Genomic DNA, 22,128 nt, shown 5'->3' with positions numbered 1-22,128 from the left:
GCGACGATGCGAAGAAGGCAGCAGCCGCCGCTGCCGAAGCGGTACGGGCTGGATCCGGCCCGGTTGCGGCTCCCCGAGGACGGCGACTGGGCAAGCCTGCGCGAGCATCTGATCCAGCGGTTGCCCCGCGTCGAACCGGCGCGGATCGAGGAAATGCTGCGGGCCGGCGAGATCGTCGATCTGGACGGCCCGCTCGGTCTCGATTCGCCGTATATCCCCGGCGGGGCGATCTGGTTCCACCGCGATCTTCCCGATGAGCGGCCGGTGCCGTTCGATATCCCGATCGTGTACCGGGACGACACCATCCTGGTAGCCGACAAACCCCATTTCCTGGCCACCATTCCGCGCGGCAGCCATGTCCTGCAGACCGCACTGGTCCGGTTGCGCCGCGAACTCGGCCTCCCCGATCTGATCCCCGCGCACCGGCTCGACCGCGCGACCGCCGGTCTCGTGCTGTTCGTGATCGATCCCGCCTACCGCGGTGCCTACCAGACGATGTTCCAGCGGCAGCAGGTCCGCAAGGAGTACGAGGCCGTCGCCGGTCACCGCCCCGGACTCGCGTTCCCGGTCGCTCTGGAAAGCCGGATCATCAAGGAGAAACACGTCCTGGCCGCCCAGGAAGTTCCCGGCCCGATCAATGCGCGCACCCGCATCGAGCTGATCGAACAGCGTGACGAGCTCGCTCGCTACCGGCTGCACCCCGCGACCGGGCGCACGCACCAGCTCCGCCTGCACATGAATTCGCTGGGCCTGCCCATCCTCGGCGACGATTTCTACCCGGTGATCACCGATAAACAGCTCGACGACTACCGCCGGCCGCTGCAGCTCCTGGCCGCGACCCTCGAATTCACCGACCCGCGCACCGGCGAACTCCGCCGCTTCGACACCGGCCGATCGCTGCAGGCCTGGACCGATCCGCACGGCTGGGCAGCCGGTCCGGCCGAGCCACCGGCGACCGATCACTGAATCGGCTGGTCCGTGGTGCAGGTGATATCGGTCGCGGGCAGCCGGCCGGTACCGAGGTAGCCGTTGATCGCCTCGTTCACGCAGGTGCTCAGCCCCGGCCGGAAGGTGAGGTGGATCCGGACATCCTGCAACGTCACCAACCGCGACTCACTGAGATGCCGGTGCAGTTGTACCGCCTCGCTGTAGGGCGTACGCGCATCACCGGTCGCCTGGACGATCAGCACCGGTACGGCATTGCGCACCACCGTCGCCGGTTCGACCGGGCGCGGCCAGAACGCGCACGGCTGAATATTGTTGGCCATCGCCCCGAACAGCGGCTGGGAGGTGCGGGTGTTCTCGATATTGCGCCGGTACCACTGCGGATCGTGCGGAGCTTCCGAATCACCGCAGGCGATGATCATCAATTCGGAGTTCTCGCCGGTATACAACAGCTCCAGCAGTTCCCCCAGACCCGATTCGGCCGAACTGCTGGAATCGCCGGCCGCCGCGTCGGCGATATCACGCACCGTGGCGGCCATCGTGTCGTTCACCTGGTAGCTGCGCAGCACGTTGTGCAGGATGAACGGGAAGATGTGGCCGTCGATCGGGTAGCCGTCGACCATGATCGGCTCGCGGGCCGTCCGCTGGTAGAGGGCGTCCACCGTCGCCCGGACCTCCGGCACGGTCGCCCCGAGGCGGTAGGTCGAGTTGCGGGCGGCGGCCCAGCGGGCCCAGTCGTCGAACGCGATTTCGTCGGCCGGCCCCCAATCCTGGACCAAGCCTGTCCAATACCGGTCCGGGTCGATCGCGCTGTCCAGGACGATCCGGTCGCTGCGTTCCGGGAACATCTCGGTGAACACCGCGCCCAGATAGGTCCCGTAGGACAACCCGAAGAAGTTGATCTTCTCCTCCCCCAGCACCGCACGGATCAGATCCATATCGCGCGCGGTATTGCGGGTGGTGATCTGCCGTAGTTTCTCGATATCGCCGTCGAGACAAGCCGCCGCCAGTTCGGACGCGAACACCACTTCCTCATCGAAACCGGCCGCCGTCGGCCCCGCCGACCGGACGGCCTCGGAGACCGGCCAGCCGCACGGCTCCGTCGGGTCCGAGGCACCCACGCCGCGCGGGTCCATGCCGATCAGGTCGTACTGCGCGAGCACATCGGGGCTCAGCACATCACCGAGAAGAGCCGGAGCATCCAGTCCGGCGGCTCCCGGACCGCCCGGATTGGACAGCAGGATCCCGCGACGCCGGTCGGGGTCGGTGGCCGGCACCCGGGAGATCACCACGGTGAGGGTGCGGCCGTCGGGGTCGGAGTAGTCGAGCGGAACGGTCACGTCGGCGCATTCGACACCGGGCGTGTCGACCGACGGAGTGTCACACAGTTCCCAGCTCAGTTCCTGGCTGTAGTACGGGAACCGCCGCTGATCCCCGGCCAGCACCGGCACCACCACGGCCACCAGGATCACCGCCAGCAGCCACCCTCCGAGGCGTGTCGAACGCCGCTCGGCGTCCGGATCGCCGCTCGACATCACAACCCACTTTCCCCGGGAACAGGTGTGTAGTGCTTCGCAACGGCCGAGGTCACAGCCCGCCGCGCCGCATATGCTATCCGAGCTCACCCGGACCCACCGGGCGAAACCGCCGGGTCGCGCGGGCCGGGGAGCCGCGCCCCGGCGGATCCGTACACTGGGACCGATGCTCCACCCGGTTCCCGAGAAAACGGCTGCTCCGCGGCACAAAATCCATGCCTACATCGATGTCGCGGTGGTGGTGCTCGTACTCACCTGCACCAACCTGATCGCCCACTTCACCACGGCGTGGGCGAATATCGTCTGCGTCCCGGTCGCCGCCGTGGTGCTGCTCGCGCTCATGCGCCGCCGCGGCCTGCACTGGTCGGAACTGGGACTGTCGCCCCGGCACTGGCGCACCGGAACCAAATACGCGCTCGCCGCGGTCGGGGTGGTGCTGGCGGCGGTCGCCCTCGGCGCCGCGCTCCCACTGACCCGGCCGTTCTTCCTGGCCGACCGCTACGCCACGCTCTCCGGCGCCCTCATCGCCTCGATGATCGTCATTCCGCTGCAAACCGTGATCCCCGAGGAACTCGCCTTCCGCGGGGTACTACACGGCACCCTGGATCGGCTGTGGGGCGCCCGCGGCGTTTTCGCCGCCGGTTCGCTCATGTTCGGCCTCTGGCATATCGCCTCCTCCTTCGGGCTCACCGCCGGTAACGCGGGCCTGTCCGGAGTGCTCGGCGGCGGCGTATTCGGCCAGATCGCCGGCATCCTGCTCGCCGTCGCGGCCACCGCGGCCGCCGCGGTCGTGTTCACCTGGCTCCGCCACCGCAGCGGTAGCCTGCTCGCCCCCATCGCCCTGCACTGGGCAGTCAACGGCGCGGGTGCGCTCACCGCGGCATTCCTCTGGCATACGACATTGGCCTGACCGGCCACCGAACCGCGATCAACTACGCCGGGATCGGGATCGCGCACGGGCACATCCGGATGCCGGACGAGTAGATCGCGGAGCTGACCCACCCGCTCTGTGCCGTGCCAGTCGATCGTGTCGAGCAGTTCCCGGGACAGCGGGGCCGCCTCGATCATGATCCGCAACAGATGGAGGTCACCCTCGACATCACGGAACCGGGACCACCACCGGCAACAAGCTGCAGGTGGTGGTCGCAGCGTGCACCGCCGCGGCCGGCTCGTCTGCCGGCTACGCCGGAATCAGCAGTGCTCGCAGATCCCCGTGGCAGGCAACTGGATGAAACAGCTGGAGCACACGACCGTCCGGCTACCGGTATCGGCTTTCGCCGGCGCCGGCCGCGTGGCGACGGACCCACTGGACCGCCGTGCCGACCCGCCCCGCGAAATCAGTGGCGGGGTGCCACCGTCGACCGGCACATCGGCACCGTGCGCCGCGTAGCAGGCCCACCGGGCGTATGCGGCATGGGTTTCGATATCCGCCGGCACCGGCAGCGCGGCCAGCTCGAGCACGTACTTGTAGCTGTCGCTCACCTTCAGATTGCGTTTGACACACAGCGAGGTCAGCGGCGGCTCCCCCGCGTTGTGGCAGCGCCGCGCCACCTTCCGCAGAATGGCATCCATCCAGGTGCGGGTCGGCGCATCGGTACGCACCCCCGACATCTCCTGCACCTTTTCCGCCAGTTCCTGCACGGTCACGAAGTACCCGTACCCTGTCGCAGTCTCGGCCAGCACCTCGTGCGCGGCCATAGCCCAGGCCACCGCGGCGTCACGGAAGGTCACCGCCGCCCCGTCGTCGATCCGCCAGGCCCCCGAAGTCATTGTCGCAGCGTCCCTCATAGCCCGTACACCGTAGCGCCACCCCTTCCGAGGCGATCAACCGCCCTCCCCTATACCACATTTCGCCTGCGAGCCATCGAATCCCATTCCGGGGACCGCCTACTCGAACTGACCTGGCCGTGACGGATATCACCCCCGACAGCCCAGGAGTCATTCGATCGGAGGCCGGCCTCTTGCCCGGCGTAAACAGTCCAGGACCGGGAAGAACCGACAATGTGTGGAGCTGGAGAGGCGGTCCTCACTCCATGACATCAACCGACACCGGTCCGTCCAACTCACTCGACTTCCGCGACCGCCCCGGATCAGTCGAACCAGGCCACCCCGACACCAGCCCGGTCGGTGGCCGCAGGGGTACCCACTTCTGGACGGTCGAGCTGCCGCCACCGCCGGCACCACCGACTCGGCGCCGCGTCCCGGTGGACCGTCGATACCCGGCGGCAGTTCCCCTTCCGCACAGAAGAAGCGGCGCGGTGCCGACACCGCTGTCACGAGCAACGACGAGCAGGAAGCCCTCGCAGACGAACAGGACGAACAAGACGTCCCCACGGTGGCACCGGCCTGACACCGGATCCGCCGGTCGCTGAACGTCTGCCACCGGTGCGGACGAGAGCACCAGCAGGTGTATCGAAAGTACTTCGCGGACGGTCCGATCGGTGTCCCGCCGGATTCACTGGGCAGGTTTACGCTGCAGCCCTGGCCGACCAGCCGTAGAAAGTCGCGGACGTGTGCGGCGCCACCACGGCACTGGGCGCGCCGCTGCAGTCACCGGACGCATACACGAGGAAGTCCCGCGTGCTCCGGTTCTCGAAATGTATGTCACGCGGGAACCCGCTGGCCCAGCATGCGTTCAGATCGCTCAACTCCAGCGTGTTGTCGACGATCACGACCTCCCGCCCGTCGCCGATACCTGCCGAACCGGTGGGGAACGATGAAGCCGCCGGCGCAGCGGCGGATACGGCAGCGAGCACGAAAGCGCCTACGATAGCGAACTTTTGGAGTTTCACTACGTCGATGCTACGCCCGGACGACCCTGCCGTCACAACGGCGCCGCTATTGCAATGATTCACCGCCGGACATTCCGGAGCTCACCGACCGGCACCAGGTGACCGCCCTGCGGTGTCGAAGTCAGGTGGCGAGGTCATCGACCGGCGATGGCAACCTCAGAGTTGACATCGGTCCTGTCCAGCGGGCTACGGTGTGAGGCGATGACTACCGGGACGGCGTTGCGCCACACACGGATGGATTACCCGGTGCTCTTCTGAGCGCGGCGCGGGCCGGTGCCCGCCCGCTTTTCGGTCGAGGATCCTGCGGTACTGCGCGGGCTCCGCCTTCGTCGTGTTGATCACAGGACATCAACTACGACAGAAGGATTCAACGATGATGACAACGTACGGAATGTCGGTCGACGTGCCGACACCCGATGGTGCCGCCGATGCGTATGTTGCCTACCCCGACGATGGCGTCGCTCATCCGGGAGTGCTGGTGATTCAGGACGGTTTCGGACTGCGGCCCAGCCTGCGGTCACTGGCCGATCGTATTGCGGCCCACGGCTACACCGTCCTGCTTCCGAACGCCTATTACCGGCACGGGCCGGCGCCGGTGATCGAGTTGCCGGACTTGATCGACCCGGCGCAGCGGCCGGAGATCTTCCAGCAGGTTCTCCCGATGATCCGCGAGCTGACACCGGAGCTCCTGCGTTCCGATGCCGGCGCCTACCTGGAGTGGCTGTCAGCATCGCCGCATGTCGCCGCAGGGAAGGTCGGCCTGACCGGCTACTGCATGGGTGCGCGGCTGGCGGTACTGACCGCCGGCATGTTCCCCGATCGGGTTGCGGCGGTGGCCGGATTTCATGGCGGCCCGCTCGTCACCGACGCCCCGGACAGTCCGCACCTGACTGTCGGAAACATCACCGCGGAGTTGTATTTCGCCCATGCCGGCGACGATCACCACATCACTGCCGAACATATCGCCCAGTTCGACAAGGCACTCGCCGCCGCCGGCATCCGCCACCGCACCGAGGTCTACGAGGCGGCCCAGCACGGCTACACACAGGCCGATACTTCCGCCTACGACCCCGAGGCCGCCGAACGGCACTACCGCGAACTGCTCGCCTTGTTCGACCGCAATCTGCGCACTGGAGCCCCCGCGCCGAACCGATAAACGACAACAAGGCCCGCTTCCCGAGAACAGGAAGCGGGCCTTGCGTTTACGACCTCAGCCGAGGAGCGTCCTCCCTCGACCTTTCTCCCCGCCACTGCTTCGGTGACCGACGTGGGCCCGCCGAGCAGCGACTGAACTCGGCGTCCAGGACTAGAAGTGCTATTTGTCCGCAGGCAGGATCCGGAATGAACGAAGGCCGGACGTCAGAGGTTCGATCGCACGGAAATCGCGCTGGTCGAGGGTGAAGATGCAGTCGGTTTTGTACTTGTCGGCGAGCGCGACGCCGACCGCGTCGGCAAGGTCGAGTTTCAACCCTTCGTATTTGGCTCGGACCGCTTGCGCGGTGGACAGATCGACATGCTTCAACTCGGCGAGCCGGTAGCTTCCGTCGATCGTTCGCGCCAGCAGCGCGTCGGTGATCTTCATAGCCGCGGCGAAGCCGAGGTCGCGACGAGTCAGGTGATCCAGTTCGGTCAGCACGAGCGGCGAGATGATCAGCATCTCGTGTTCCATCACCGACAGCGCTTGTTCGTGTTCTTCCTGGTCTGCATCGAATGCGGCGAAAAGCGCAGAGGTATCAGCGACGATGATCACCGACGGGCCGACCGCTGCTTGATCTGGCCGTAGATATCATCGCGCATCTCGTCGACGCTGCGTGAGCGACCGCTGCGGAAAACCGGAAGTGGCGCGCTGTCGCGGGGGCGGTCGGAGGCGTCCAGCAGCATCGCGATACCGCGGCGGATGAGTTCCGCCTTGCTCACCCCGGTGGCCGAAGCTTCCGCATCGAGCCGGACCTCCAGGTCATCGGGGAGGTACACGGTCGTCTTGTTCATGCCATATATGGTACCACCCATGTATGGCAGGAAATCGCTGCGCAGGCCACACACCGAACGAGCAGGCGGATGACGAAGGCCCGCCTCCCGGAACCGGGAAGCGGGCCTTACGTTTACGACCTTCTCAGCCGAGAAGAAGACCTACTTGGCCTTCTCCAGGACCTCGACCAGCCGCCACCGCTTGGTGGCCGACGTGGGCCGGGTCTCCATCAGCTGCACGCGGTCACCGACACCGGCGACCTCGTTCTCGTCATGCGCCTTCACCTTGGAGGTGGTGCGAATGATCTTGCCGTAGAGCTTGTGCCGGTGACGGTCTTCCAGCTCGACGACGATCGTCTTCTGCATCTTGTCGGAGACAACGTAGCCGACCCGGACCTTGCGGGTACTGCGCTGCTCCTCCACTTTGTCACTCATGCCGCATCTCCCTTGTCAGCGGGGGCAGTGGCCAAACCGAGCTCGCGCTCACGCATGACCGTGTAGATGCGCGCGATCTCATGACGCACCACACGCAGCCGGCGATTGTTGGTCAGCTGACCGGTCGCCATCTGGAAGCGCAGGTTGAACAGCTCTTCCTTGGATTCACGCAGGCGGGAGACGAGCTCCTCCTCGCTCAGCTCGCGGAGCTCTGCGGCAGGGGTACCGGTTGCCATCAGAACTGCTCCTCCCTCGTCACGATCCTGCACTTCATCGGGAGCTTGTGCATCGCGCGGCGCAGCGCCTCGCGAGCGATCTCCTCGTTCGGGTAACTCATCTCAAACATCACGCGACCCGGCTTGACGTTCGCGATCCACCACTCCGGCGAACCCTTACCGGAACCCATACGGGTTTCGGCCGGCTTCTTGGTGAGCGGGCGATCCGGGTAGATGTTGATCCAGATCTTGCCGCCACGCTTGATGTGGCGGGTCATCGCGATACGCGCCGACTCGATCTGCCGGTTGGTCACATAGGCCGGCTCCAGCGCCTGGATACCGAACTCACCGAACGACACCGAGGTGCCGCCCTTGGCGAGACCGCTGCGGCTCGGGTGATGCTGCTTGCGGAACTTGACCTTGCGGGGCATCAGCATGGGTCAGCCCTCCTGCTTTTCTGCCGGGGGCTCGGCCACCGCGGTAGCGGCGCGCCCGGCCTCGGTGCTGGTCGCAGTGGTACCGGAGGAACCGGATCGACGCGGGCGGTTCGGACGCTCGCGGCGCGGGCGATCCCCGGCCGGCGCGCTCGGGGCGGCCAGCTCACGCTTGCCACCGACGATATCGCCCTTGTAGATCCAGACCTTGACACCGATGCGACCGAAGGTGGTCTTGGCCTCGTAGAGGCCGTAATCGATATCGGCACGCAGAGTGTGCAGCGGGACGCGGCCTTCGCGGTAGAACTCCGAACGCGACATTTCGGCGCCACCGAGACGGCCCGAGCACTGCACGCGGATGCCCTTGACGTTCGGCGAACGCATGGCCGACTGGATGGCCTTACGCATCGCGCGACGGAACGCCACACGGTTGGAGAGCTGCTCGGCCACACCCTGGGCGACCAGCTGGGCATCCGATTCGGGGTTCTTGACCTCGAGGATGTTCAGCTGGACCTGCTTCTTGGTGAGCTTCTCCAGCTCGGCGCGGATCCGGTCGGCCTCGGCGCCGCGGCGGCCGATGACGATGCCCGGACGCGCGGTGTGGATATCGACGCGGACCCGGTCACGGGTGCGCTCGATCTCCACCTTGGAGATGCCGGCCCGTTCCATGCCGGTGCTCAGCAGCTTGCGGATGGCGACGTCTTCCTTGACGTAGTCCGCGTACTGCTTATCGGCGTACCAACGGGACTTCCAGTCGGTGGTGATACCGAGGCGGAAGCCGTGGGGGTTGATCTTCTGTCCCATTTACTTTGCCCCTCCCTTCCGGCGGCCACGAGTGCCACCGGCGGTGGGGACGCTCTCGACCTCGATGGTGATGTGGCTGGTGCGCTTGCGGATCCGGAACGCCCGGCCCTGGGCGCGCGGCTGGAACCGCTTCATGGTCGCGCCCTCGTCGACATACGCCGTCGAGATGACCAGGGTGTCCGGGTTGAGGCCGAGGTTGTTCTCGGCGTTCGCCGCGGCACTGGCCACGACCTTGGCAACCGGGGTGCTGGCGGCCTGCGGGGCGAACCGGAGCAGGTCGAGCGCATCGGAGACGCGCTTACCGCGGACCAGGTCCACGACCCGGCGAGCCTTCATCGGGGTCACGCGCACGTGCTTGGCGGTCGCGCGCGCAGTCGGATTCTGCGTTTCTGTGCTCATCGCCGCTTGCTCTTCCGATCTTCCTTGACGTGGCTGCGGAATGTCCTCGTCGGCGCGAACTCACCGAGCTTGTGCCCGACCATGTTCTCCGAGACGAACACCGGCACGTGCTTGCGGCCGTCGTGGACCGCGAAGGTGTGGCCGATGAAATCGGGGGTGATGGTCGAACGACGCGACCAGGTCTTGATGACCTGCTTGCTGCCCTTCTCGTTCTGCACGTCCACCTTCGCTTGGAGGTGGTCGTCGACGAACGGGCCCTTCTTGAGGCTGCGTGGCATTTCTTACCTCCTCCTTAGCGCTTCTTGCCGGTGCGACGGCGACGGACGATGAGCTTGTCGCTCGGGCGGTTCGGCTTACGGGTGCGGCCTTCCGGCTGACCCCACGGCGAGACCGGGTGGCGACCACCGGAGGTCTTGCCCTCACCACCACCGTGCGGGTGGTCGACCGGGTTCATGACGACACCACGGACGGTGGGACGGCGTCCCTTCCACCGCATACGACCGGCCTTGCCCCAGTTGATGTTCGACTGTTCGGCATTGCCGACCTCGCCGACGGTGGCGCGGCAGCGCACGTCGACGCGGCGGATTTCACCGGAGGGCATACGCAGCGTGGCGTAGGGGCCTTCCTTACCCAGCAGCTGGATGCTGGCACCGGCCGAGCGGGCCATCTTGGCCCCGCCGCCGGGACGCAGCTCCACCGCGTGGATGGTGGTACCGGTCGGGATATTGCGCAGCGGCAGGTTGTTGCCGGGCTTGATATCCGCGGTCGGACCGGACTCGATCTTGGTGCCCTGCACCACGCCCTTGGGGGCGATGATGTAGCGCTTCTCGCCGTCCAGGAAGTGCAGCAGCGCGATATTGGCAGTGCGGTTGGGGTCGTACTCGATATGAGCGACCTTGGCCGGCACGCCGTCCTTGTCCAGCCGGCGGAAGTCGATCAGCCGGTAGGCGCGCTTGTGACCGCCACCGCGATGCCGGGTGGTGATCCGGCCGTGGCCGTTACGGCCACCGCTCTTGGTCAGCGGGCGGACCAGCGACTTCTCGGGGGTCGACCGGGTGATCTCGGCGAAGTCCGAGACGGACGACCCGCGGCGGCCCGGGGTAGTCGGCTTGTACTTACGGATTGCCATGAGTTCTTCTCTGCTTTCTGGATACCCCGCCGCCTACGCGACCGGGCCTCCGAAGATCTCGATGGGCTTGCTGTCGGCCGAGATGGTCACGAGCGCGCGCTTGGTGTCCTTGCGCTTGCCGTAACCGAAGCGGGTCCGCTTGCGCTTGCCCTGACGGTTGGCGGTGTTGACGCTGGTGACCTTCACCCCGAAGACCTTCTCGACCGCGATCTTGATCTGGGTCTTGTTGGAGTCCGGGTGAACGATGAAGGTGTAGGTGCCTTCCTCGATCAGACCGTAGGACTTCTCCGAGATGACCGGCGCCAGCAGGATGTCGCGCGGATCGGCGATGGTGCTCACTTGCTCTCCTCCTGTGCAGCCTCAGCCGGGCCGTGCACGAAGGCGTTGAGCGCCTCGACGGAGAACACGACTTCGTCGCTGTCCAGCACGTCGTAGGTGTTCAGCTGGTCCGGTGCGATGGTGTGCACGTATTCCAGGTTGCGGGCACTCTTCCAGGCAGTGACGTCCTCGCGGCCGACGACCAGGAGGAACTTCTTGCGATCCGAAAGCTCGGACAGGAAGGTCTTCGCGGTCTTGGTCGAGGGGTCCTGGCCGGCGACGAGTTCGCTGATCACGTGGATCCGCTCGCTGCGCGCCCGATCCGACAGCGCACCACGCAGGGCGGCCTGGATCATCTTCTTGGGGGTGCGCTGGCTGTAGTCACGCGGCTTGGGGCCGTGCACGATGCCACCACCGGCGAACTGCGGCGCCCGGGTCGAACCCTGGCGGGCGCGGCCGGTGCCCTTCTGGCGGTACGGCTTCTTACCACCGCCGCGGACTTCACCGCGGGTCTTGGTGGAATGCGTGCCCTGGCGGGCGGCGGCCTGCTGGGCCACGACCACCTGGTGCATCAGCGCGATATTGGCGGTCACGTCGAAGATCTCCGCGGGGAGGTCGACGGTGCCGTTGGTCTTACCGCCCAGTTCCTTGACCGGCAGGGTCAAAGAGGCGGATTTCTTCTCGGTACTCACAGCGGAGCCGGTCATGCGTGCGCACCACCCTTCACGGCGCTCTTGACGATCACGACGCCGCCCTTGCGACCCGGGATCGCACCCTTGATCAGCAGCAGGCCGTTCTCGGCGTCCACCTTGTGAACCGACAGGTTCTGCGTGGTGACGCGGTCGTTACCCATGCGACCCGACATGCGCATGCCCTTGAACACGCGGCCGGGGGTGGCGCAGCCACCGATGGAACCCGGGCGACGGTGCACGGCCTGCGCACCGTGGGAAGCACCCTGGCCACTGAAGCCGTGGCGCTTCATGGTGCCGGCGAAGCCCTTGCCCTTGCTGGTGCCGGTGACGTCGACGTAGGTGCCCTCTTCGAAGGCATCGGCCGAGATCTCCTGGCCGACCTCGAAGGTGGAGGCATCCGCGATGCGGATCTCCGCGACGTGCCGGCGCGGGGTGACACCGGCCTTGGTGAACTGGCCGGATTCCGGCTTGTTCACCTTGCGGGGGTCGATGGCGCCGAAGGCGACCTGCACGGCGCTGTAGCCGTCGCGCTCGACGGTGCGGATCTGGGTGACCACATTCGGTCCGGCCTTGACGACGGTGACCGGAACGACCCGGTTCTTGTCGTCGAACACCTGGGTCATGCCCAGTTTGGTGCCCAGGATGCCGGCCGCGGGCCTGCTCTTGTTGTCAGTCATAGCTCGAGTCCCCGTCACTGGATATTGACGTCGACGCTGGCCGGCAGGTCGATGCGCATGAGGGCATCGACCGTCTTCGGCGTCGGGTCGAGGATGTCGATCAGCCGCTTGTGCGTACGCATCTCGAAGTGCTCGCGCGAGTCCTTGTACTTGTGCGGCGAACGGATGACGCAGTACACGTTCTTCTCGGTGGGCAACGGCACCGGCCCGACGACCCGGGCCCCGGTGCGGGTCACCGTTTCGACGATCTTGCGCGCAGACGCATCGATCGCCTCGTGGTCATAGGCCTTGAGCCTGATGCGGATCTTCTGTCCCGCCACGCTAAGTGTCCTTTTCTCCGCTTTCGTCCGTGATCCGGATACCGGCTAGGGCGTCCGTACCACCTTCATTTGCACAGCCCGAACACACGATGACGTCTCAGTGGAGACCACGACCGGGGCATGCCCGATCCGTGCCGCTGTTCATCTGTCATGGTTCTCCGGTCCACGCGGTCGGGCGTGTCGCCTTTCCGCTCATTCCTCGGCCTCGGAAGAAAACTTCGATCGTGGCCATCGGAACTTCGTCCCGGACGTACCCGCACCACAAAAGGTGAGGTACTCGCTGGTTTTGCTCACCCCGCCCAGCCGTGTCGTTTCACGAAAACGACGGCGACCCGGGGCAAGGCAACCCGAACAGTATGCACGAGCCCCGGGCGTCGTTTCAAATCGGGGTCGTGCGAGGTCCGGACGTGTCCGGAGAAAGGGGCCGCGCCGCTATCTTACCGTGGAGTAAGATAGCGCGCATGACGAACGAGACCGCCACGTACCGCGGTTGGCGGAAGCTGCCGGACAACCCGCTGGGGCACGGCCTCTTCTCCCTGTCGATGGTCGCCCGGGTCCCCTATTTCGCGACGGTACTGCCCCGGGTGGTGCGCCTGGAACCCGGCTTGTGCGAGGTCAAGGCTCCTAAGTGGTTCGGTGTGCACAACCACCTGGGCACCTTCCATGCGATCGCCGCCTGCAACCTCGCCGAGATCGCGATGGGCATGCTGAGCGAGGCCACCGTGCCCACCACACACCGCTGGATCCCGAAGGCGATGCAGGTCCAGTACCTGACGAAGGCGACCACCGGCCTGCGCGCTGTTGCGGAACTCACCGACCTGCCGGACTTCGACGCCATCACGGAAGGGCGTGACATCACGGTGGCGGTCGCGATCTACGACAAGACGGGCCGTGAAGTGGTGCACGCGGAAATCACCACGTGGGTCACGCCGAAAGGCTGACCGGCCGGGCCCCGGTACGGCGGGACCTTCGAGACGACAAGCGAGCCGGAGTCGCAGGTGGCGAGCAGGGCAGTCCGTGAAGGTTGCTGTGTTTTCGGCGCCGCCTCCGGCGTCGCGGGTTCGGGGCACCCTCGTGTCTCGATTCTTCACTCCGCCGCTCCAGAATCGAGACGGGCCCCGAACCACCAAGGTCTGCCGGCCGCATGCGGGGAACGAAGTGGGGGCGCAGGTGGACAGACGTGCGGGGACCAGGTTCTCGGTATCGCCCTGTTGATCTCCCCCGCATCAACCCGTTGAATGCAGTACATGGCAGCTACCACCGCCCATGAGTTCGATCTCTGCGTTGTCGGGCTGGGCCCGTCCGGTCGAGCGCTCGCCCACCGCGCCACCGTCGCCGGCCTGCGGGTGGCCGCCGTGGATCCCCGCCCCGACCGGCTCTGGCCGCCGACCTTCTCCTGCTGGATCGACGAACTGCCGGAGTGGTTGCCGCACAGTGTGATCGCGAGCCGGATCCCCGCCCCGGTCGTCTGGACCGACTCCGAGATCCGGATCGAACGTCCGTACTGCGTGTTGTCGAAACCCTTGCTGCGGGACGCGCTGCCGCTCGACGATGCCCGCGTGTACGCGGGGCGCGCCACGCGGGTGGACGCGCACGAGGTCGAACTCACCGATGGCACCGTGATCGGTGCGGCGGTGGTGGCCGATTCCCGGGGTATGCCCGGTCCGGGTGATCGCCGTACCGCCAGCGCGCACGGAATCTTCGTGGCCGCCGAGACCGCGGCGCCGATGGTGGGCGACGGAGAGGGGTTGCTGCTGGATTGGCGCCCGGAGAACGGGGCGGGGCCGGATGAACCCCCGTCGTTCCTGTACGCCGTCCCGCTCGGAGACGGCACGGTGATCTTCGAGGAGACCAGCCTGGGGCTGCGTGGCGGGATGCCGCAGCACGAACTGCGCAAACGCACCCTGAACCGGCTGGCCGCGCACGGGATCGAGCTGACCGGGGAAGAACCGAGCGAGGCCGCGCACTATCCGCTGGACACCCCACCCCCGGCCAAGGGGGTCGGACGGGTGGTGCCGTTCGGTTCGCGCGGCGGGATGATGCACCCGTGCACCGGTTACAGCGTGGCCGATTCCTTCGCACTGGCCGATACCGCGGTCGCGGCGATCCAGCGCGGCGACGACGCGATCGCCGCGCTGTGGCCCTGGCAGGCCCGCCTCACCTACTGGATGCGGATGCGGGGCCTGTGGGGGCTGGGCCGATTGACGACCGAGCAGTCCGTCGCCATGTTCGATTCCTTCTTCACCGCGTCCCCCCGCGGGCAGCGGGCGCTGCTCTCGGCTCATGACGATTACAGCGCGCTGGGATCCGTGCTGTTCAACACGGTCGCGCACACCTGGCCGTTCCGCTGGCGCTACGACCTCGTCGGCTGGACCAATCGCAACCGGTGGGCCGAGTACCCGTTCGCGCCCGGCGTGCCCGCGGAGAGCCGGAAGTAACCGCCGGTCTCAGCCGCTCTTCTCGGCGGCCTTCTGGTACCCACGGACCGCGGGATAGCCGAACACCAGGATCACACCGCCCACCCACAGCAGGGTGTCGATGAGCGGTTCGGCCACCGGACCGCCGTAGGAGAGGCCCTTCATCGCTTCGATGGCGCAGCTCATCGGCTGATTCTCGACCGTTGACTGCAGCCAGGTCGGATAGGCCTCGATCAGCACGAAACCGGAGTTGAAGAACAGTAGGAGATTGGTCAGCAGGCCGACGATCTGGACCAGCAGCGGTCCCTCGGAGACAGTGGCCAACGCGGTGACGAAGACCGCGAAACCGATTCCGAACAGAATCGGGATACCGATGAGCCCGAGCGCGGCCAACGGGCCCTGGTCGAATCGGAAGCCGATACAGAAACCCACCGCGATCACGATCAGAGTGGTGACGAGCACTCTGATGGCCTCCGCCATCAACCGCCCGGTCAGGCCCGCGGCGCGGTGTATCGGCAGGGTCCAGAGACGTCCGAGCAGGCCTGTTGCCTTCTCCGTCTTGAAACCGAGGGCGCTCACCACCGCGCCGGTCATCGCCGCGATCAAGGTGAGCATGGAGACCGTGCCGTAGATGGCCGGTTTCCCGGAGAAGCTGGTGATGGAGTCGTCGAGCACGATCCAGAACATCAGCAGGGTCAACGCGGGATAGACGATGGTCTGGATAGTGGTGGCCGGATCGCGCATCCAGCCCGTCAGCAGTCTTTTGCACTGGATCCAACTGTGTACCGCCCAGGCCGCGAGCGATCGCTCCGGGCGGGTCGTGACCTCCGGTAGGTCGATCGCGGTGGCCGTAGACGCGAACTGCTCGCTACTCGCCACCGCAGACGTCTCGACAATACTCATGCTCGCCTCACACCCGCCCACACCGCGAACGGTACGAACAGCACCGCCCCGCCTACCAGCCAGGCCAACCCGACTCGCAGCACCTCCCAGCTCACGCCGCCGGCCGCCATATCACGCATGACATAGGCGAACTGGGTGATGGGCTGATTACGCACGAACGGCTGGATCCAATCCGGGAACTGGGTCTCCGGAACGAAACCGCAGGACATCATGCCGAAGATCAAGGTCGGCAGGGTCAATGCCTGACTCAGCGATTGTGGGCTCTTCGTCAGGCTGCCCAGACCGTCGGCGCCGATCGCCAGCATGGTGCCGACCGCGATCGAGAATACGCAGAAGCCCACGGTCTGCGCCCAGCCCGCGGTGAACTCGAATCCGATGACGTGGCCGTAGATCAGGGCGGCGGTCAGCGATATCACCGAACGGAACAGCCCTGCCGCGATCCGCGAACTCAACGGCACCAGCAGGCCGATCGGCATGCTCTGCAAACGGCTGCTGAATCCGGTGCGGGCTTCGAAGGCCGCGAGTTGCGCGTTGGACATCATGGTGAACGCCATGGTCTGCAGCACGATGATGGGCATCACGAATTGGGCGTAGTCGATGCCCTGGAACTGCATCACAAGGCGCAGCGGCAGATAGAAACCGACGGTGAACACCAGCGGGGTCAGTACCGCGGCGATCAACTCACCCCTACTGACCATGGTCCAGACGATGCGGCCGGTGAGCGCCCGCCACTGCGCGAACGACGAAACATGCGTCCGCGGAAAGTCGTCGAAGAGTTCGGTGCGCGGGATCGCGGGAGCGCTCACGTGGCATCACCCGGTTGTTCGGTCCCGCCCGGATGACCCGTGATCGAGAGGAACACATCGTCCAGGGAGGGCCGCCGGAGGCCGATATCGGCCAGTGTGATCTCGGCGGCGTCCAACCGGCGCAGCGCCTCGGCCAGCGTGACTGCCCCCTCGGGCGCCGGAATGGACAGCCGTTCGGAGCCGTTGAGGTCGGCCACCAGCCCGGGCGGAACAAGATCGCCCAGCGCGGCGGCGGCGCGCGGCACTTGGGTCGGATCCAGCGGTACGACCTCGCAGTAGCTGCCGCCCGTCCTCTCTTTGAGTTCGTCGGCGGTGCCTTCGGCGATCACCGTGCCCTTGTCGATCACGATGATGTTGTCCGAAAGCACATCGGCTTCTTCCAGGTACTGGGTTGTCAGCAGGACTGTGATGCCCTGTTCTTTGAGCGCGTTCACCAGATCCCAGACGCCCTGGCGGCTGCGCGGGTCGAGGCCCGTGGTCGGCTCGTCGAGGAAAACCACTTCGGGGCGCACCACCAGACCGCACGCCAGATCCACTCGCCGCCGCATACCACCTGAGTACTGATTCACCGGGCGGCGCCCGGAGGCGACGAGATCGAATTCGGTGAGCAGGGTATCCGCGCGTTTACGCGCGGCCGATTTACTCAGACCCATCAGCCGGCCGAACAGTTCCAGGTTTTCCCGGCCTGACAGGTTCTCGTCCAGGGCCGCGTACTGTCCGGTCATCATGATCGACCGCCGGACTCCTGCAGGGTCCTGACGGATATCGTGGCCGGCCACGACCGCGTTCCCGCTGTCGGGCCGCAACAGGGTCGACAAGATCTTGACGGTGGTGGTCTTACCGGCGCCGTTGGGCCCGAGAATCCCGAGGACCGTCCCACGCTCAGCGGTGAAGCTCACTCCGCCCAGAGCGTGCACCTCACCGAACGATTTGGTGATGTCTTCCACCCGGACCACATCTGCCGTCGCCGTCGCACCCGGGCCGGAACGGGACGCGCGCACGGTGGCCGCGCTCGGTTCATTCGCGGCCGGGTCATCCCCGGGCAGACCGGTATCTCCCGACTCCACCCGGGAGCCGTTCACCGGCTCCACGTCCGGGGCATTGTCGCCGGCGGCTGTCCCGGCATCGTTCGAACTCGGCATCAACTCTCCACTATCGGCCGGATGGGGCTGCGGGTAGACCGGCGCATCGGTATCCCGCTGGATGATCCCTGGCGCCGGGCGCGATGTTACCGGCTCGGCGAATATCGCCCGGGTCGCCGCCGGTACCCGCAGCGGAGCCCTGTTCAACTGTGCGTTTGCTCACAGCAGCGCAAAGGCATGTTATCCACGCTGGTCGGCGGTGCAGTGACAGCGTCCGGGCAGTGCGCACACCTTGTCGGCGTAGCCGTTACCCCAATAATCTGGCTCATATGGCCGATACCGCGCAGCCCGAGGTGGCGGCGCGTTCGGGAGGATCCGGCCGACCGAGCGTGCTCACCTCTTACGATCCCCGCACCGGAGAGATCGTCGGTAACTATTCCATTGCCGGACCGGGCGAGCTGGAACATGCGGTCGCTGCCGCACGTTCTGTCGAGAACTGGTGGTCGACAGCGGGTTTCGGCCTGCGTAAACGATTACTCCTGGAGTGGAAGCGGGTTATCGCCCGCCGCTCCGCGCAACTGGTGGAGATCCTGCGCGAGGAAACCGGTAAGCCCGAGGCCGACGCCGCGATCGAAGTGATGCTCGCGGTGGAGAACCTCGACTGGGCAGCGCGCAATGCCGGTCGCGCCCTGGGCCGGCGTTCGCTGGCATCGAACTGGCTCACCCGCCACCAGCGCGCCTCGGTCGGTTATCTGCCACTGGGTGTGGTGGGGGTACTGGGCCCCTGGCAGAACCCGGTTTTCACCCCGATGGGGTCGATCGCCTACGCGATGGCCGCCGGTAATCCGGTCGTCTTCAAACCACACGAACTGACCAGCGGTACCGGGTTGTGGCTGGCGTCCACCTGGCAGGAGGTGGCACCGAACAAACCCGTCCTGGCGGCAATCACCGGCGATGATTCCACCACCGCCGCGCTGTGCCGCGCCGGGGTCGACAAGATCGCGTACGCGGGTCCGGAGGCGCAGGGTCGCGAGGTGATCTCACTGTGCGCGCAGACCATGACCCCGGTGGTGGTCGAGAACTCCGGTAAGGGCGCCATGATCGTGCACGTCGACGCGAAACTCGACGACGCCGCCGATTCGGCGGTGTTCGGCGCCATGGCCAATGCCGGCCAGAACGCCACGGGCGTACAACGCGCCTATGTCGCGGCCTCGGTATACGACCAGTTCCTCGACCTGGTCGTCACCCGGGCGCGGGCACTGCGGCCCGGCGCCGACCGACGGTCGTCCTACGGCCCGATGATCCTGGAATCGCAGACCGACGTGGTCCGCAAACAGGTCCGTGACGCGCTGGCCCGCGGCGGCCGGGCGGTGGTCGGTGGCCTGGATTCGATCCGCGAGCCCTACGTCGAGCCCATCGTGCTGACCGATGTCCCGGAGGAGAGCATCGCCATCACCGAGGAGGGCATCGGCCCGGTCCTCATCGTGAACAAAGTGCGTGATCTCGACGATGCGGTCACCCGGATCAACGAGGCCGGCCGCGGTATCGCGGTATCGGTGTTCACCCGGGATATCGCGGAGGTGGAGATCTATGCCGAGCGCTTGCGTGCCGGTGTGGTGACGGTCAATACGGCCACCACCTACGCCAGTATCCCGGCGCTACCGTTCGGCGGGGTCGGCGAATACGGCCAGGGCCACAGTCACGGCGATCTGGGGCTGCGCGAGTTCAGCCGGACGCTGTCCATCGCGCGCAACCGCTACGGGGAGCCGCTGGGCCTGTCCAATTTCAACCGGAACGTCCGGCGATTGCGGATGGCGCGCACCGTATTCCGGTTCCGGCACGGCTAGCGCACGTGGCGGGTCGCCATAACGACCCAGCCCCTGAGGCAAGGCCACGGCCGAATCGGAATCGGCCGGTGCTTCGTGCCGAACGACGCTGCTCCGTGCCGGTCAGGAAGCCGAGGGTCCGAGCAGGGCGGCCATCATGATGGCGTGCAGCCGGGCCATATGCTGCGGGCGGGAATCGAAGCGGATCAACCGGCCCACATCGATCACCTGACCGATCGCCGAATGCACGCGGAACCGGGCCTCGGTGGGATCGTCGTCGAGGAGGTTCGCCCACTCCAGCACGTTCTGCCGCTGGATGGCGCGCAACTTGTGCTGCTCGGCCTGCGGCAGGTTGGGGAACTCCGCGTAGTACACCGGCATGATCTCCGGCATGGTGAAACTGAGCCGCACATAGCGTTCGGCGATCTTGTCCACCGCGTCGGCGCGGCCGCTGGCCTCGGCCAGTGCCTCGGTGATCGCGAAGGCGAGCCGGTCGCCCGTGCGATGGAATGCCGCCGCGAGCAGGTCGGACTTACTGCTGAAGTAGCGGTACACGCTGGAGGCGTTGATCCCGGCGGCCGCACCGATCTCTTCGATACTGGCCTCGTGGTAGCCGCGGCGACCGAAGATACGGATCGCCTCGGTGAGCAACTGTTCGCGTTTGGAGGTCACCGGCAGACCGCGCGGCTGGGGATCCGGCTCACCGGGACCGGGCGCGGGCGGTAGTTCGGTGCGCACGATCGCCCATGCCATATCGCACAGCAGCGGTAGCAGTTTGGCGCTCGACAGCGCCGTGCGGTGGGCCGAGATGCTGCCGATCACGCTGAGCACGGCGGCGGCCAGCAGGGCGATGTCCTCCGGCGGCGCATCCGGCCGCAACTTCGCGATCGGCCGGGCGAAGGTCGCGTTGATCTCGTTGTAGAGGGTGCGGATCCGGGCGCGGTCGGACTGCTCCAGATAACGGCCCTCCCACCGGTACAGACCGGCTTCCCGGCGGATATCTATGGTGTGCTCGGCCACCGCGCGGATCAGGGCATCGAGATGCTGCTCGGGGGTCGCGCCGGGCTCGTCGGCGGCGCGGGCGGCCTCGAGCAACTGCCGGGCGCCTTCCTCCGCCGCCGCGACCAGGAGCGCGTACTTGTTGGCGAAGTGGCGATACAGCGCCGGGCCCGAGATCCCGACCTCGGCCGCGATCTCGTCCACGCCGACCGGGTAGTAGCCGCGTTCACTGAAGGCGCGCGCCGCCGCGCGCATGATCTGTATTTTGCGGTCCTTGGGCCGCCGCCGACCGGCCTGCCCATTGCCACGGTCGGCCGGACGAACGCGCACCGGGTCCACCCGGCTGCTCTCCGCGACCATGCATTCTCCGTTCCGTCGGCGGCGCCGCCGGTGTTGACAGCGCCCGACCAGTCAACCTAAGTTAACCACAATTCGCAATGTTAACCGGTATTCGCCCGCCGGTTGGCACGGACCGCACCCGATGGAGCGCATATGGCCGACACAGATTCCCCCACAACACAGCCGGCGGGTTTCTCCGCCGTGCACGACGGCCGGGTGCTGCGGGTGACGCTCACCAAACCCAAACGCAAGAACGCCCTCGATTACGACAGCCTGGTCGCGCTCGGCGATACGTTCCTCGCCGCGGCCCAGGACACCTCGGTCCGGGTCGTGGTGCTCACCGGGGAGGGCGGGGATTTCTGCACCGGCGCCGATCTGGCCGCCAGTGCCGAAGAAGGTGCCCGCGGGATCACCCCCGACATGGTGATGGACGCGGCGAACCGGCTGGTCCGGGCGATCGTGGACCTGCCGGTCCCGGTGATCTCCCGGATCCGGGGCGCGGCCGCCGGCGTCGGCGTCGGCATCGCACTCGCCGCCGACCTGGTCTACGCGGAAGCCGACTCCTACCTGCTGCTGGCGTTCATCAATATCGGCCTGATGCCCGACGGTGGTGCCGCCGCCCTGGTCGCCGCCGCCGCGGGCCGCCCGCTGGCCGCCCGGCTGGCCTTGCTCGGCGAACGCCTACCCGCTCCCGCCGCCCGCGCCGAGGGACTCTTCACCGACGTCCTGGCGAGCACCGAGGAACTGGACGCCGCTGTCGAGGCCGCCGCGGCGAAGATCGGCCACGGTCCCCGCCGTGCCCTGGAGCTCACCAAGAAGGCGCTCAACCGCGCCACGCTGGCCGCCCTGGACACCGCCCTCGCCGACGAGAAGGCCGGTCAGGTCGAACTGCTGCAGTCGCCGGACTTCTTCGAAGGCGCCACCGCCATGCTGAGCAAACGCAAGGCGGTCTTCGCCGAATAGAGGCGGCACCCCACCGAACACAATGAGTGGCGGGGGGGGGGGGGGGGGGGGGGGCCCGCCCGGGCGCGGGGGGGGGGGGGGGGGGGGGGGGGGCCCCGAACAACCACACAGAACAGGCTGAGGGGGTGGA

Annotated in this window: 27 protein-coding genes; 7 read left to right on the top strand and 20 right to left on the bottom strand. The window is 66.8% G+C overall.

Going from position 1 to position 22,128, the window contains the following annotated elements:
- Nucleotides 1–6 precede the first annotated feature (6 nt).
- A complete protein-coding gene (locus tag ACIA75_RS07120) occupies nucleotides 7–966 on the top strand; it encodes a pseudouridine synthase (protein ID WP_397100749.1) in 960 nt (319 codons plus the stop codon).
- Here the strand turns inward: ACIA75_RS07120 and ACIA75_RS07115 are convergent.
- Nucleotides 960–2,480, bottom strand: a complete 1,521-nt coding sequence (locus ACIA75_RS07115) for an alpha/beta hydrolase (RefSeq protein ID WP_397100746.1) — start codon at nucleotides 2,478–2,480, stop codon at nucleotides 960–962. The two genes, ACIA75_RS07120 and ACIA75_RS07115, sit on opposite strands and share 7 nt — an antisense overlap.
- Before the next feature lie 166 nt (nucleotides 2,481–2,646).
- Between ACIA75_RS07115 and ACIA75_RS07110 the strand changes: the two genes are divergently transcribed.
- Nucleotides 2,647–3,390: a lysostaphin resistance A-like protein gene (locus ACIA75_RS07110; protein ID WP_397100744.1), complete on the top strand. Its 744-nt coding sequence runs from the start codon at nucleotides 2,647–2,649 to the stop codon at nucleotides 3,388–3,390.
- 281 nt (nucleotides 3,391–3,671) lie between these two features.
- Here ACIA75_RS07110 and ACIA75_RS07105 read toward each other — a convergent pair whose 3' ends face one another.
- Nucleotides 3,672–4,250, bottom strand: coding sequence for a hypothetical protein (locus tag ACIA75_RS07105; protein WP_397100742.1), 579 nt, complete (start codon nucleotides 4,248–4,250; stop codon nucleotides 3,672–3,674).
- Nucleotides 4,251–4,948: 698 nt separating this feature from the next.
- Nucleotides 4,949–5,272, bottom strand: coding sequence for a hypothetical protein (locus ACIA75_RS07100; protein ID WP_397100740.1), 324 nt, complete (start codon nucleotides 5,270–5,272; stop codon nucleotides 4,949–4,951).
- 373 nt (nucleotides 5,273–5,645) lie between these two features.
- Here ACIA75_RS07100 and ACIA75_RS07095 point away from each other — a divergent pair, with 373 nt between their 5' ends.
- Nucleotides 5,646–6,428, top strand: a complete 783-nt coding sequence (locus ACIA75_RS07095; RefSeq protein WP_397100738.1) for a dienelactone hydrolase family protein — start codon at nucleotides 5,646–5,648, stop codon at nucleotides 6,426–6,428.
- A 159-nt stretch (nucleotides 6,429–6,587) separates the two neighbouring features.
- Here the strand turns inward: ACIA75_RS07095 and ACIA75_RS07090 are convergent, their stop codons facing one another.
- From ACIA75_RS07090 to rpsJ, 13 genes are all read right to left on the bottom strand, one after another.
- Nucleotides 6,588–7,022: a type II toxin-antitoxin system VapC family toxin gene (locus ACIA75_RS07090; RefSeq protein WP_397100736.1), complete on the bottom strand. Its 435-nt coding sequence runs from the start codon at nucleotides 7,020–7,022 to the stop codon at nucleotides 6,588–6,590.
- Nucleotides 7,019–7,261, bottom strand: a complete 243-nt coding sequence (locus ACIA75_RS07085; protein ID WP_397100734.1) for a ribbon-helix-helix protein, CopG family — start codon at nucleotides 7,259–7,261, stop codon at nucleotides 7,019–7,021. Before ACIA75_RS07085 ends, ACIA75_RS07090 begins: the two co-directional genes overlap by 4 nt.
- 141 nt (nucleotides 7,262–7,402) lie before the next feature.
- On the bottom strand, nucleotides 7,403–7,675 hold the full coding sequence (gene rpsQ, locus ACIA75_RS07080) for a 30S ribosomal protein S17 (RefSeq protein ID WP_397100732.1): 273 nt from the start codon (nucleotides 7,673–7,675) through the stop codon (nucleotides 7,403–7,405).
- Entirely contained in the window at nucleotides 7,672–7,911 is a 240-nt protein-coding gene (gene rpmC / locus ACIA75_RS07075) for a 50S ribosomal protein L29 (protein WP_357241994.1), read from the bottom strand. Before rpmC ends, rpsQ begins: the two co-directional genes overlap by 4 nt.
- Nucleotides 7,911–8,327, bottom strand: coding sequence for a 50S ribosomal protein L16 (gene rplP, locus ACIA75_RS07070; RefSeq protein ID WP_397100730.1), 417 nt, complete (start codon nucleotides 8,325–8,327; stop codon nucleotides 7,911–7,913). Before rplP ends, rpmC begins: the two co-directional genes overlap by 1 nt.
- 3 nt (nucleotides 8,328–8,330) lie before the next feature.
- Nucleotides 8,331–9,128, bottom strand: coding sequence for a 30S ribosomal protein S3 (gene rpsC / locus ACIA75_RS07065; protein ID WP_062999054.1), 798 nt, complete (start codon nucleotides 9,126–9,128; stop codon nucleotides 8,331–8,333).
- Nucleotides 9,129–9,527 (bottom strand): 50S ribosomal protein L22, encoded by a 399-nt coding sequence (rplV, locus tag ACIA75_RS07060; protein ID WP_033244237.1) that lies wholly within the window; start codon nucleotides 9,525–9,527, stop codon nucleotides 9,129–9,131.
- On the bottom strand, nucleotides 9,524–9,805 hold the full coding sequence (rpsS, locus tag ACIA75_RS07055) for a 30S ribosomal protein S19 (protein ID WP_062999056.1): 282 nt from the start codon (nucleotides 9,803–9,805) through the stop codon (nucleotides 9,524–9,526). The genes rplV and rpsS overlap by 4 nt, the downstream gene beginning before the upstream one ends.
- Before the next feature lie 14 nt (nucleotides 9,806–9,819).
- Nucleotides 9,820–10,656 carry a 50S ribosomal protein L2 gene (gene rplB, locus ACIA75_RS07050; RefSeq protein WP_397100726.1) on the bottom strand — a complete coding sequence of 279 codons (837 nt, stop codon included), beginning with the start codon at nucleotides 10,654–10,656 and terminating at the stop codon, nucleotides 9,820–9,822.
- A gap of 33 nt (nucleotides 10,657–10,689) precedes the next feature.
- A complete protein-coding gene (rplW, locus tag ACIA75_RS07045; protein ID WP_030522697.1) occupies nucleotides 10,690–10,995 on the bottom strand; it encodes a 50S ribosomal protein L23 in 306 nt (101 codons plus the stop codon).
- Nucleotides 10,992–11,681, bottom strand: coding sequence for a 50S ribosomal protein L4 (gene rplD / locus ACIA75_RS07040; RefSeq protein ID WP_397100724.1), 690 nt, complete (start codon nucleotides 11,679–11,681; stop codon nucleotides 10,992–10,994). The genes rplW and rplD overlap by 4 nt, the downstream gene beginning before the upstream one ends.
- Nucleotides 11,678–12,343, bottom strand: coding sequence for a 50S ribosomal protein L3 (rplC, locus tag ACIA75_RS07035; protein ID WP_397100722.1), 666 nt, complete (start codon nucleotides 12,341–12,343; stop codon nucleotides 11,678–11,680). The genes rplD and rplC overlap by 4 nt, the downstream gene beginning before the upstream one ends.
- 14 nt (nucleotides 12,344–12,357) lie before the next feature.
- The gene (rpsJ, locus tag ACIA75_RS07030) at nucleotides 12,358–12,663 is read right to left on the bottom strand and encodes a 30S ribosomal protein S10 (protein ID WP_003938093.1); all 306 of its coding nucleotides are present in this window, start codon (nucleotides 12,661–12,663) and stop codon (nucleotides 12,358–12,360) included.
- 461 nt (nucleotides 12,664–13,124) lie between these two features.
- Between rpsJ and ACIA75_RS07025 the strand changes: the two genes are divergently transcribed.
- Together ACIA75_RS07025 and ACIA75_RS07020 are read left to right on the top strand one after the other, a co-directional pair.
- Nucleotides 13,125–13,604: a hotdog fold domain-containing protein gene (locus ACIA75_RS07025; RefSeq protein WP_397100720.1), complete on the top strand. Its 480-nt coding sequence runs from the start codon at nucleotides 13,125–13,127 to the stop codon at nucleotides 13,602–13,604.
- Between the two features lie 306 nt (nucleotides 13,605–13,910).
- Nucleotides 13,911–15,101 carry a lycopene cyclase family protein gene (locus ACIA75_RS07020; RefSeq protein WP_397100718.1) on the top strand — a complete coding sequence of 397 codons (1,191 nt, stop codon included), beginning with the start codon at nucleotides 13,911–13,913 and terminating at the stop codon, nucleotides 15,099–15,101.
- A 9-nt stretch (nucleotides 15,102–15,110) separates the two neighbouring features.
- Here ACIA75_RS07020 and ACIA75_RS07015 read toward each other — a convergent pair whose 3' ends face one another.
- The 3 genes from ACIA75_RS07015 to ACIA75_RS07005 are packed head-to-tail and all read right to left on the bottom strand — an operon-like array spanning nucleotide 15,111 to nucleotide 17,736.
- Entirely contained in the window at nucleotides 15,111–15,983 is an 873-nt protein-coding gene (locus ACIA75_RS07015) for an ABC transporter permease (protein WP_397100716.1), read from the bottom strand.
- On the bottom strand, nucleotides 15,980–16,789 hold the full coding sequence (locus ACIA75_RS07010) for an ABC transporter permease (RefSeq protein ID WP_397100714.1): 810 nt from the start codon (nucleotides 16,787–16,789) through the stop codon (nucleotides 15,980–15,982). Before ACIA75_RS07010 ends, ACIA75_RS07015 begins: the two co-directional genes overlap by 4 nt.
- Nucleotides 16,786–17,736 (bottom strand): ATP-binding cassette domain-containing protein, encoded by a 951-nt coding sequence (locus ACIA75_RS07005; RefSeq protein WP_397101019.1) that lies wholly within the window; start codon nucleotides 17,734–17,736, stop codon nucleotides 16,786–16,788. Before ACIA75_RS07005 ends, ACIA75_RS07010 begins: the two co-directional genes overlap by 4 nt.
- 464 nt (nucleotides 17,737–18,200) lie before the next feature.
- Between ACIA75_RS07005 and ACIA75_RS07000 the strand changes: the two genes are divergently transcribed.
- On the top strand, nucleotides 18,201–19,718 hold the full coding sequence (locus ACIA75_RS07000; protein WP_397100712.1) for an aldehyde dehydrogenase family protein: 1,518 nt from the start codon (nucleotides 18,201–18,203) through the stop codon (nucleotides 19,716–19,718).
- A 102-nt stretch (nucleotides 19,719–19,820) separates the two neighbouring features.
- Here the strand turns inward: ACIA75_RS07000 and ACIA75_RS06995 are convergent, their stop codons facing one another.
- Nucleotides 19,821–21,056 (bottom strand): TetR/AcrR family transcriptional regulator, encoded by a 1,236-nt coding sequence (locus ACIA75_RS06995; RefSeq protein WP_397100710.1) that lies wholly within the window; start codon nucleotides 21,054–21,056, stop codon nucleotides 19,821–19,823.
- A 132-nt stretch (nucleotides 21,057–21,188) separates the two neighbouring features.
- On the opposite strand from ACIA75_RS06995, the gene ACIA75_RS06990 reads away from it, so the two are divergent.
- Complete coding sequence (locus ACIA75_RS06990) at nucleotides 21,189–21,998, top strand: enoyl-CoA hydratase-related protein (protein ID WP_397100707.1); 810 nt, start codon at nucleotides 21,189–21,191, stop codon at nucleotides 21,996–21,998.
- Nucleotides 21,999–22,128 lie beyond the last annotated feature (130 nt).

The organism is Nocardia sp. NPDC051750 (assembly GCF_044453135.1).
In the GTDB taxonomy this organism is placed as follows: domain Bacteria; phylum Actinomycetota; class Actinomycetes; order Mycobacteriales; family Mycobacteriaceae; genus Nocardia.
The sequence above is the reverse complement of the archived record's forward strand: the minus strand, read 5'-3'. Positions and strand labels throughout refer to the sequence as shown.

Excerpts from the sequence above, each read along its gene's own strand:
- ACIA75_RS07120 (WP_397100749.1), top strand. The coding sequence starts at position 7 with ATGCGAAGAAGGCAGCAGCCGCCGCTGCCGAAGCGGTACGGGCTGGAT.
- ACIA75_RS07115 (WP_397100746.1), bottom strand. The coding sequence starts at position 2,480 with ATGTCGAGCGGCGATCCGGACGCCGAGCGGCGTTCGACACGCCTCGGA.
- ACIA75_RS07110 (WP_397100744.1), top strand. The coding sequence starts at position 2,647 with ATGCTCCACCCGGTTCCCGAGAAAACGGCTGCTCCGCGGCACAAAATC.
- ACIA75_RS07105 (WP_397100742.1), bottom strand. The coding sequence starts at position 4,250 with ATGACTTCGGGGGCCTGGCGGATCGACGACGGGGCGGCGGTGACCTTC.
- ACIA75_RS07095 (WP_397100738.1), top strand. The coding sequence starts at position 5,646 with ATGATGACAACGTACGGAATGTCGGTCGACGTGCCGACACCCGATGGT.
- ACIA75_RS07085 (WP_397100734.1), bottom strand. The coding sequence starts at position 7,261 with ATGAACAAGACGACCGTGTACCTCCCCGATGACCTGGAGGTCCGGCTC.
- rpsQ (WP_397100732.1), bottom strand. The coding sequence starts at position 7,675 with ATGAGTGACAAAGTGGAGGAGCAGCGCAGTACCCGCAAGGTCCGGGTC.
- rpmC (WP_357241994.1), bottom strand. The coding sequence starts at position 7,911 with ATGGCAACCGGTACCCCTGCCGCAGAGCTCCGCGAGCTGAGCGAGGAG.
- rplP (WP_397100730.1), bottom strand. The coding sequence starts at position 8,327 with ATGCTGATGCCCCGCAAGGTCAAGTTCCGCAAGCAGCATCACCCGAGC.
- rpsC (WP_062999054.1), bottom strand. The coding sequence starts at position 9,128 with ATGGGACAGAAGATCAACCCCCACGGCTTCCGCCTCGGTATCACCACC.
- rplV (WP_033244237.1), bottom strand. The coding sequence starts at position 9,527 with ATGAGCACAGAAACGCAGAATCCGACTGCGCGCGCGACCGCCAAGCAC.
- rpsS (WP_062999056.1), bottom strand. The coding sequence starts at position 9,805 with ATGCCACGCAGCCTCAAGAAGGGCCCGTTCGTCGACGACCACCTCCAA.
- rplB (WP_397100726.1), bottom strand. The coding sequence starts at position 10,656 with ATGGCAATCCGTAAGTACAAGCCGACTACCCCGGGCCGCCGCGGGTCG.
- rplD (WP_397100724.1), bottom strand. The coding sequence starts at position 11,681 with ATGACCGGCTCCGCTGTGAGTACCGAGAAGAAATCCGCCTCTTTGACC.
- rplC (WP_397100722.1), bottom strand. The coding sequence starts at position 12,343 with ATGACTGACAACAAGAGCAGGCCCGCGGCCGGCATCCTGGGCACCAAA.
- ACIA75_RS07025 (WP_397100720.1), top strand. The coding sequence starts at position 13,125 with ATGACGAACGAGACCGCCACGTACCGCGGTTGGCGGAAGCTGCCGGAC.
- ACIA75_RS07020 (WP_397100718.1), top strand. The coding sequence starts at position 13,911 with ATGGCAGCTACCACCGCCCATGAGTTCGATCTCTGCGTTGTCGGGCTG.
- ACIA75_RS07015 (WP_397100716.1), bottom strand. The coding sequence starts at position 15,983 with ATGAGTATTGTCGAGACGTCTGCGGTGGCGAGTAGCGAGCAGTTCGCG.
- ACIA75_RS07000 (WP_397100712.1), top strand. The coding sequence starts at position 18,201 with ATGGCCGATACCGCGCAGCCCGAGGTGGCGGCGCGTTCGGGAGGATCC.
- ACIA75_RS06995 (WP_397100710.1), bottom strand. The coding sequence starts at position 21,056 with ATGGTCGCGGAGAGCAGCCGGGTGGACCCGGTGCGCGTTCGTCCGGCC.
- ACIA75_RS06990 (WP_397100707.1), top strand. The coding sequence starts at position 21,189 with ATGGCCGACACAGATTCCCCCACAACACAGCCGGCGGGTTTCTCCGCC.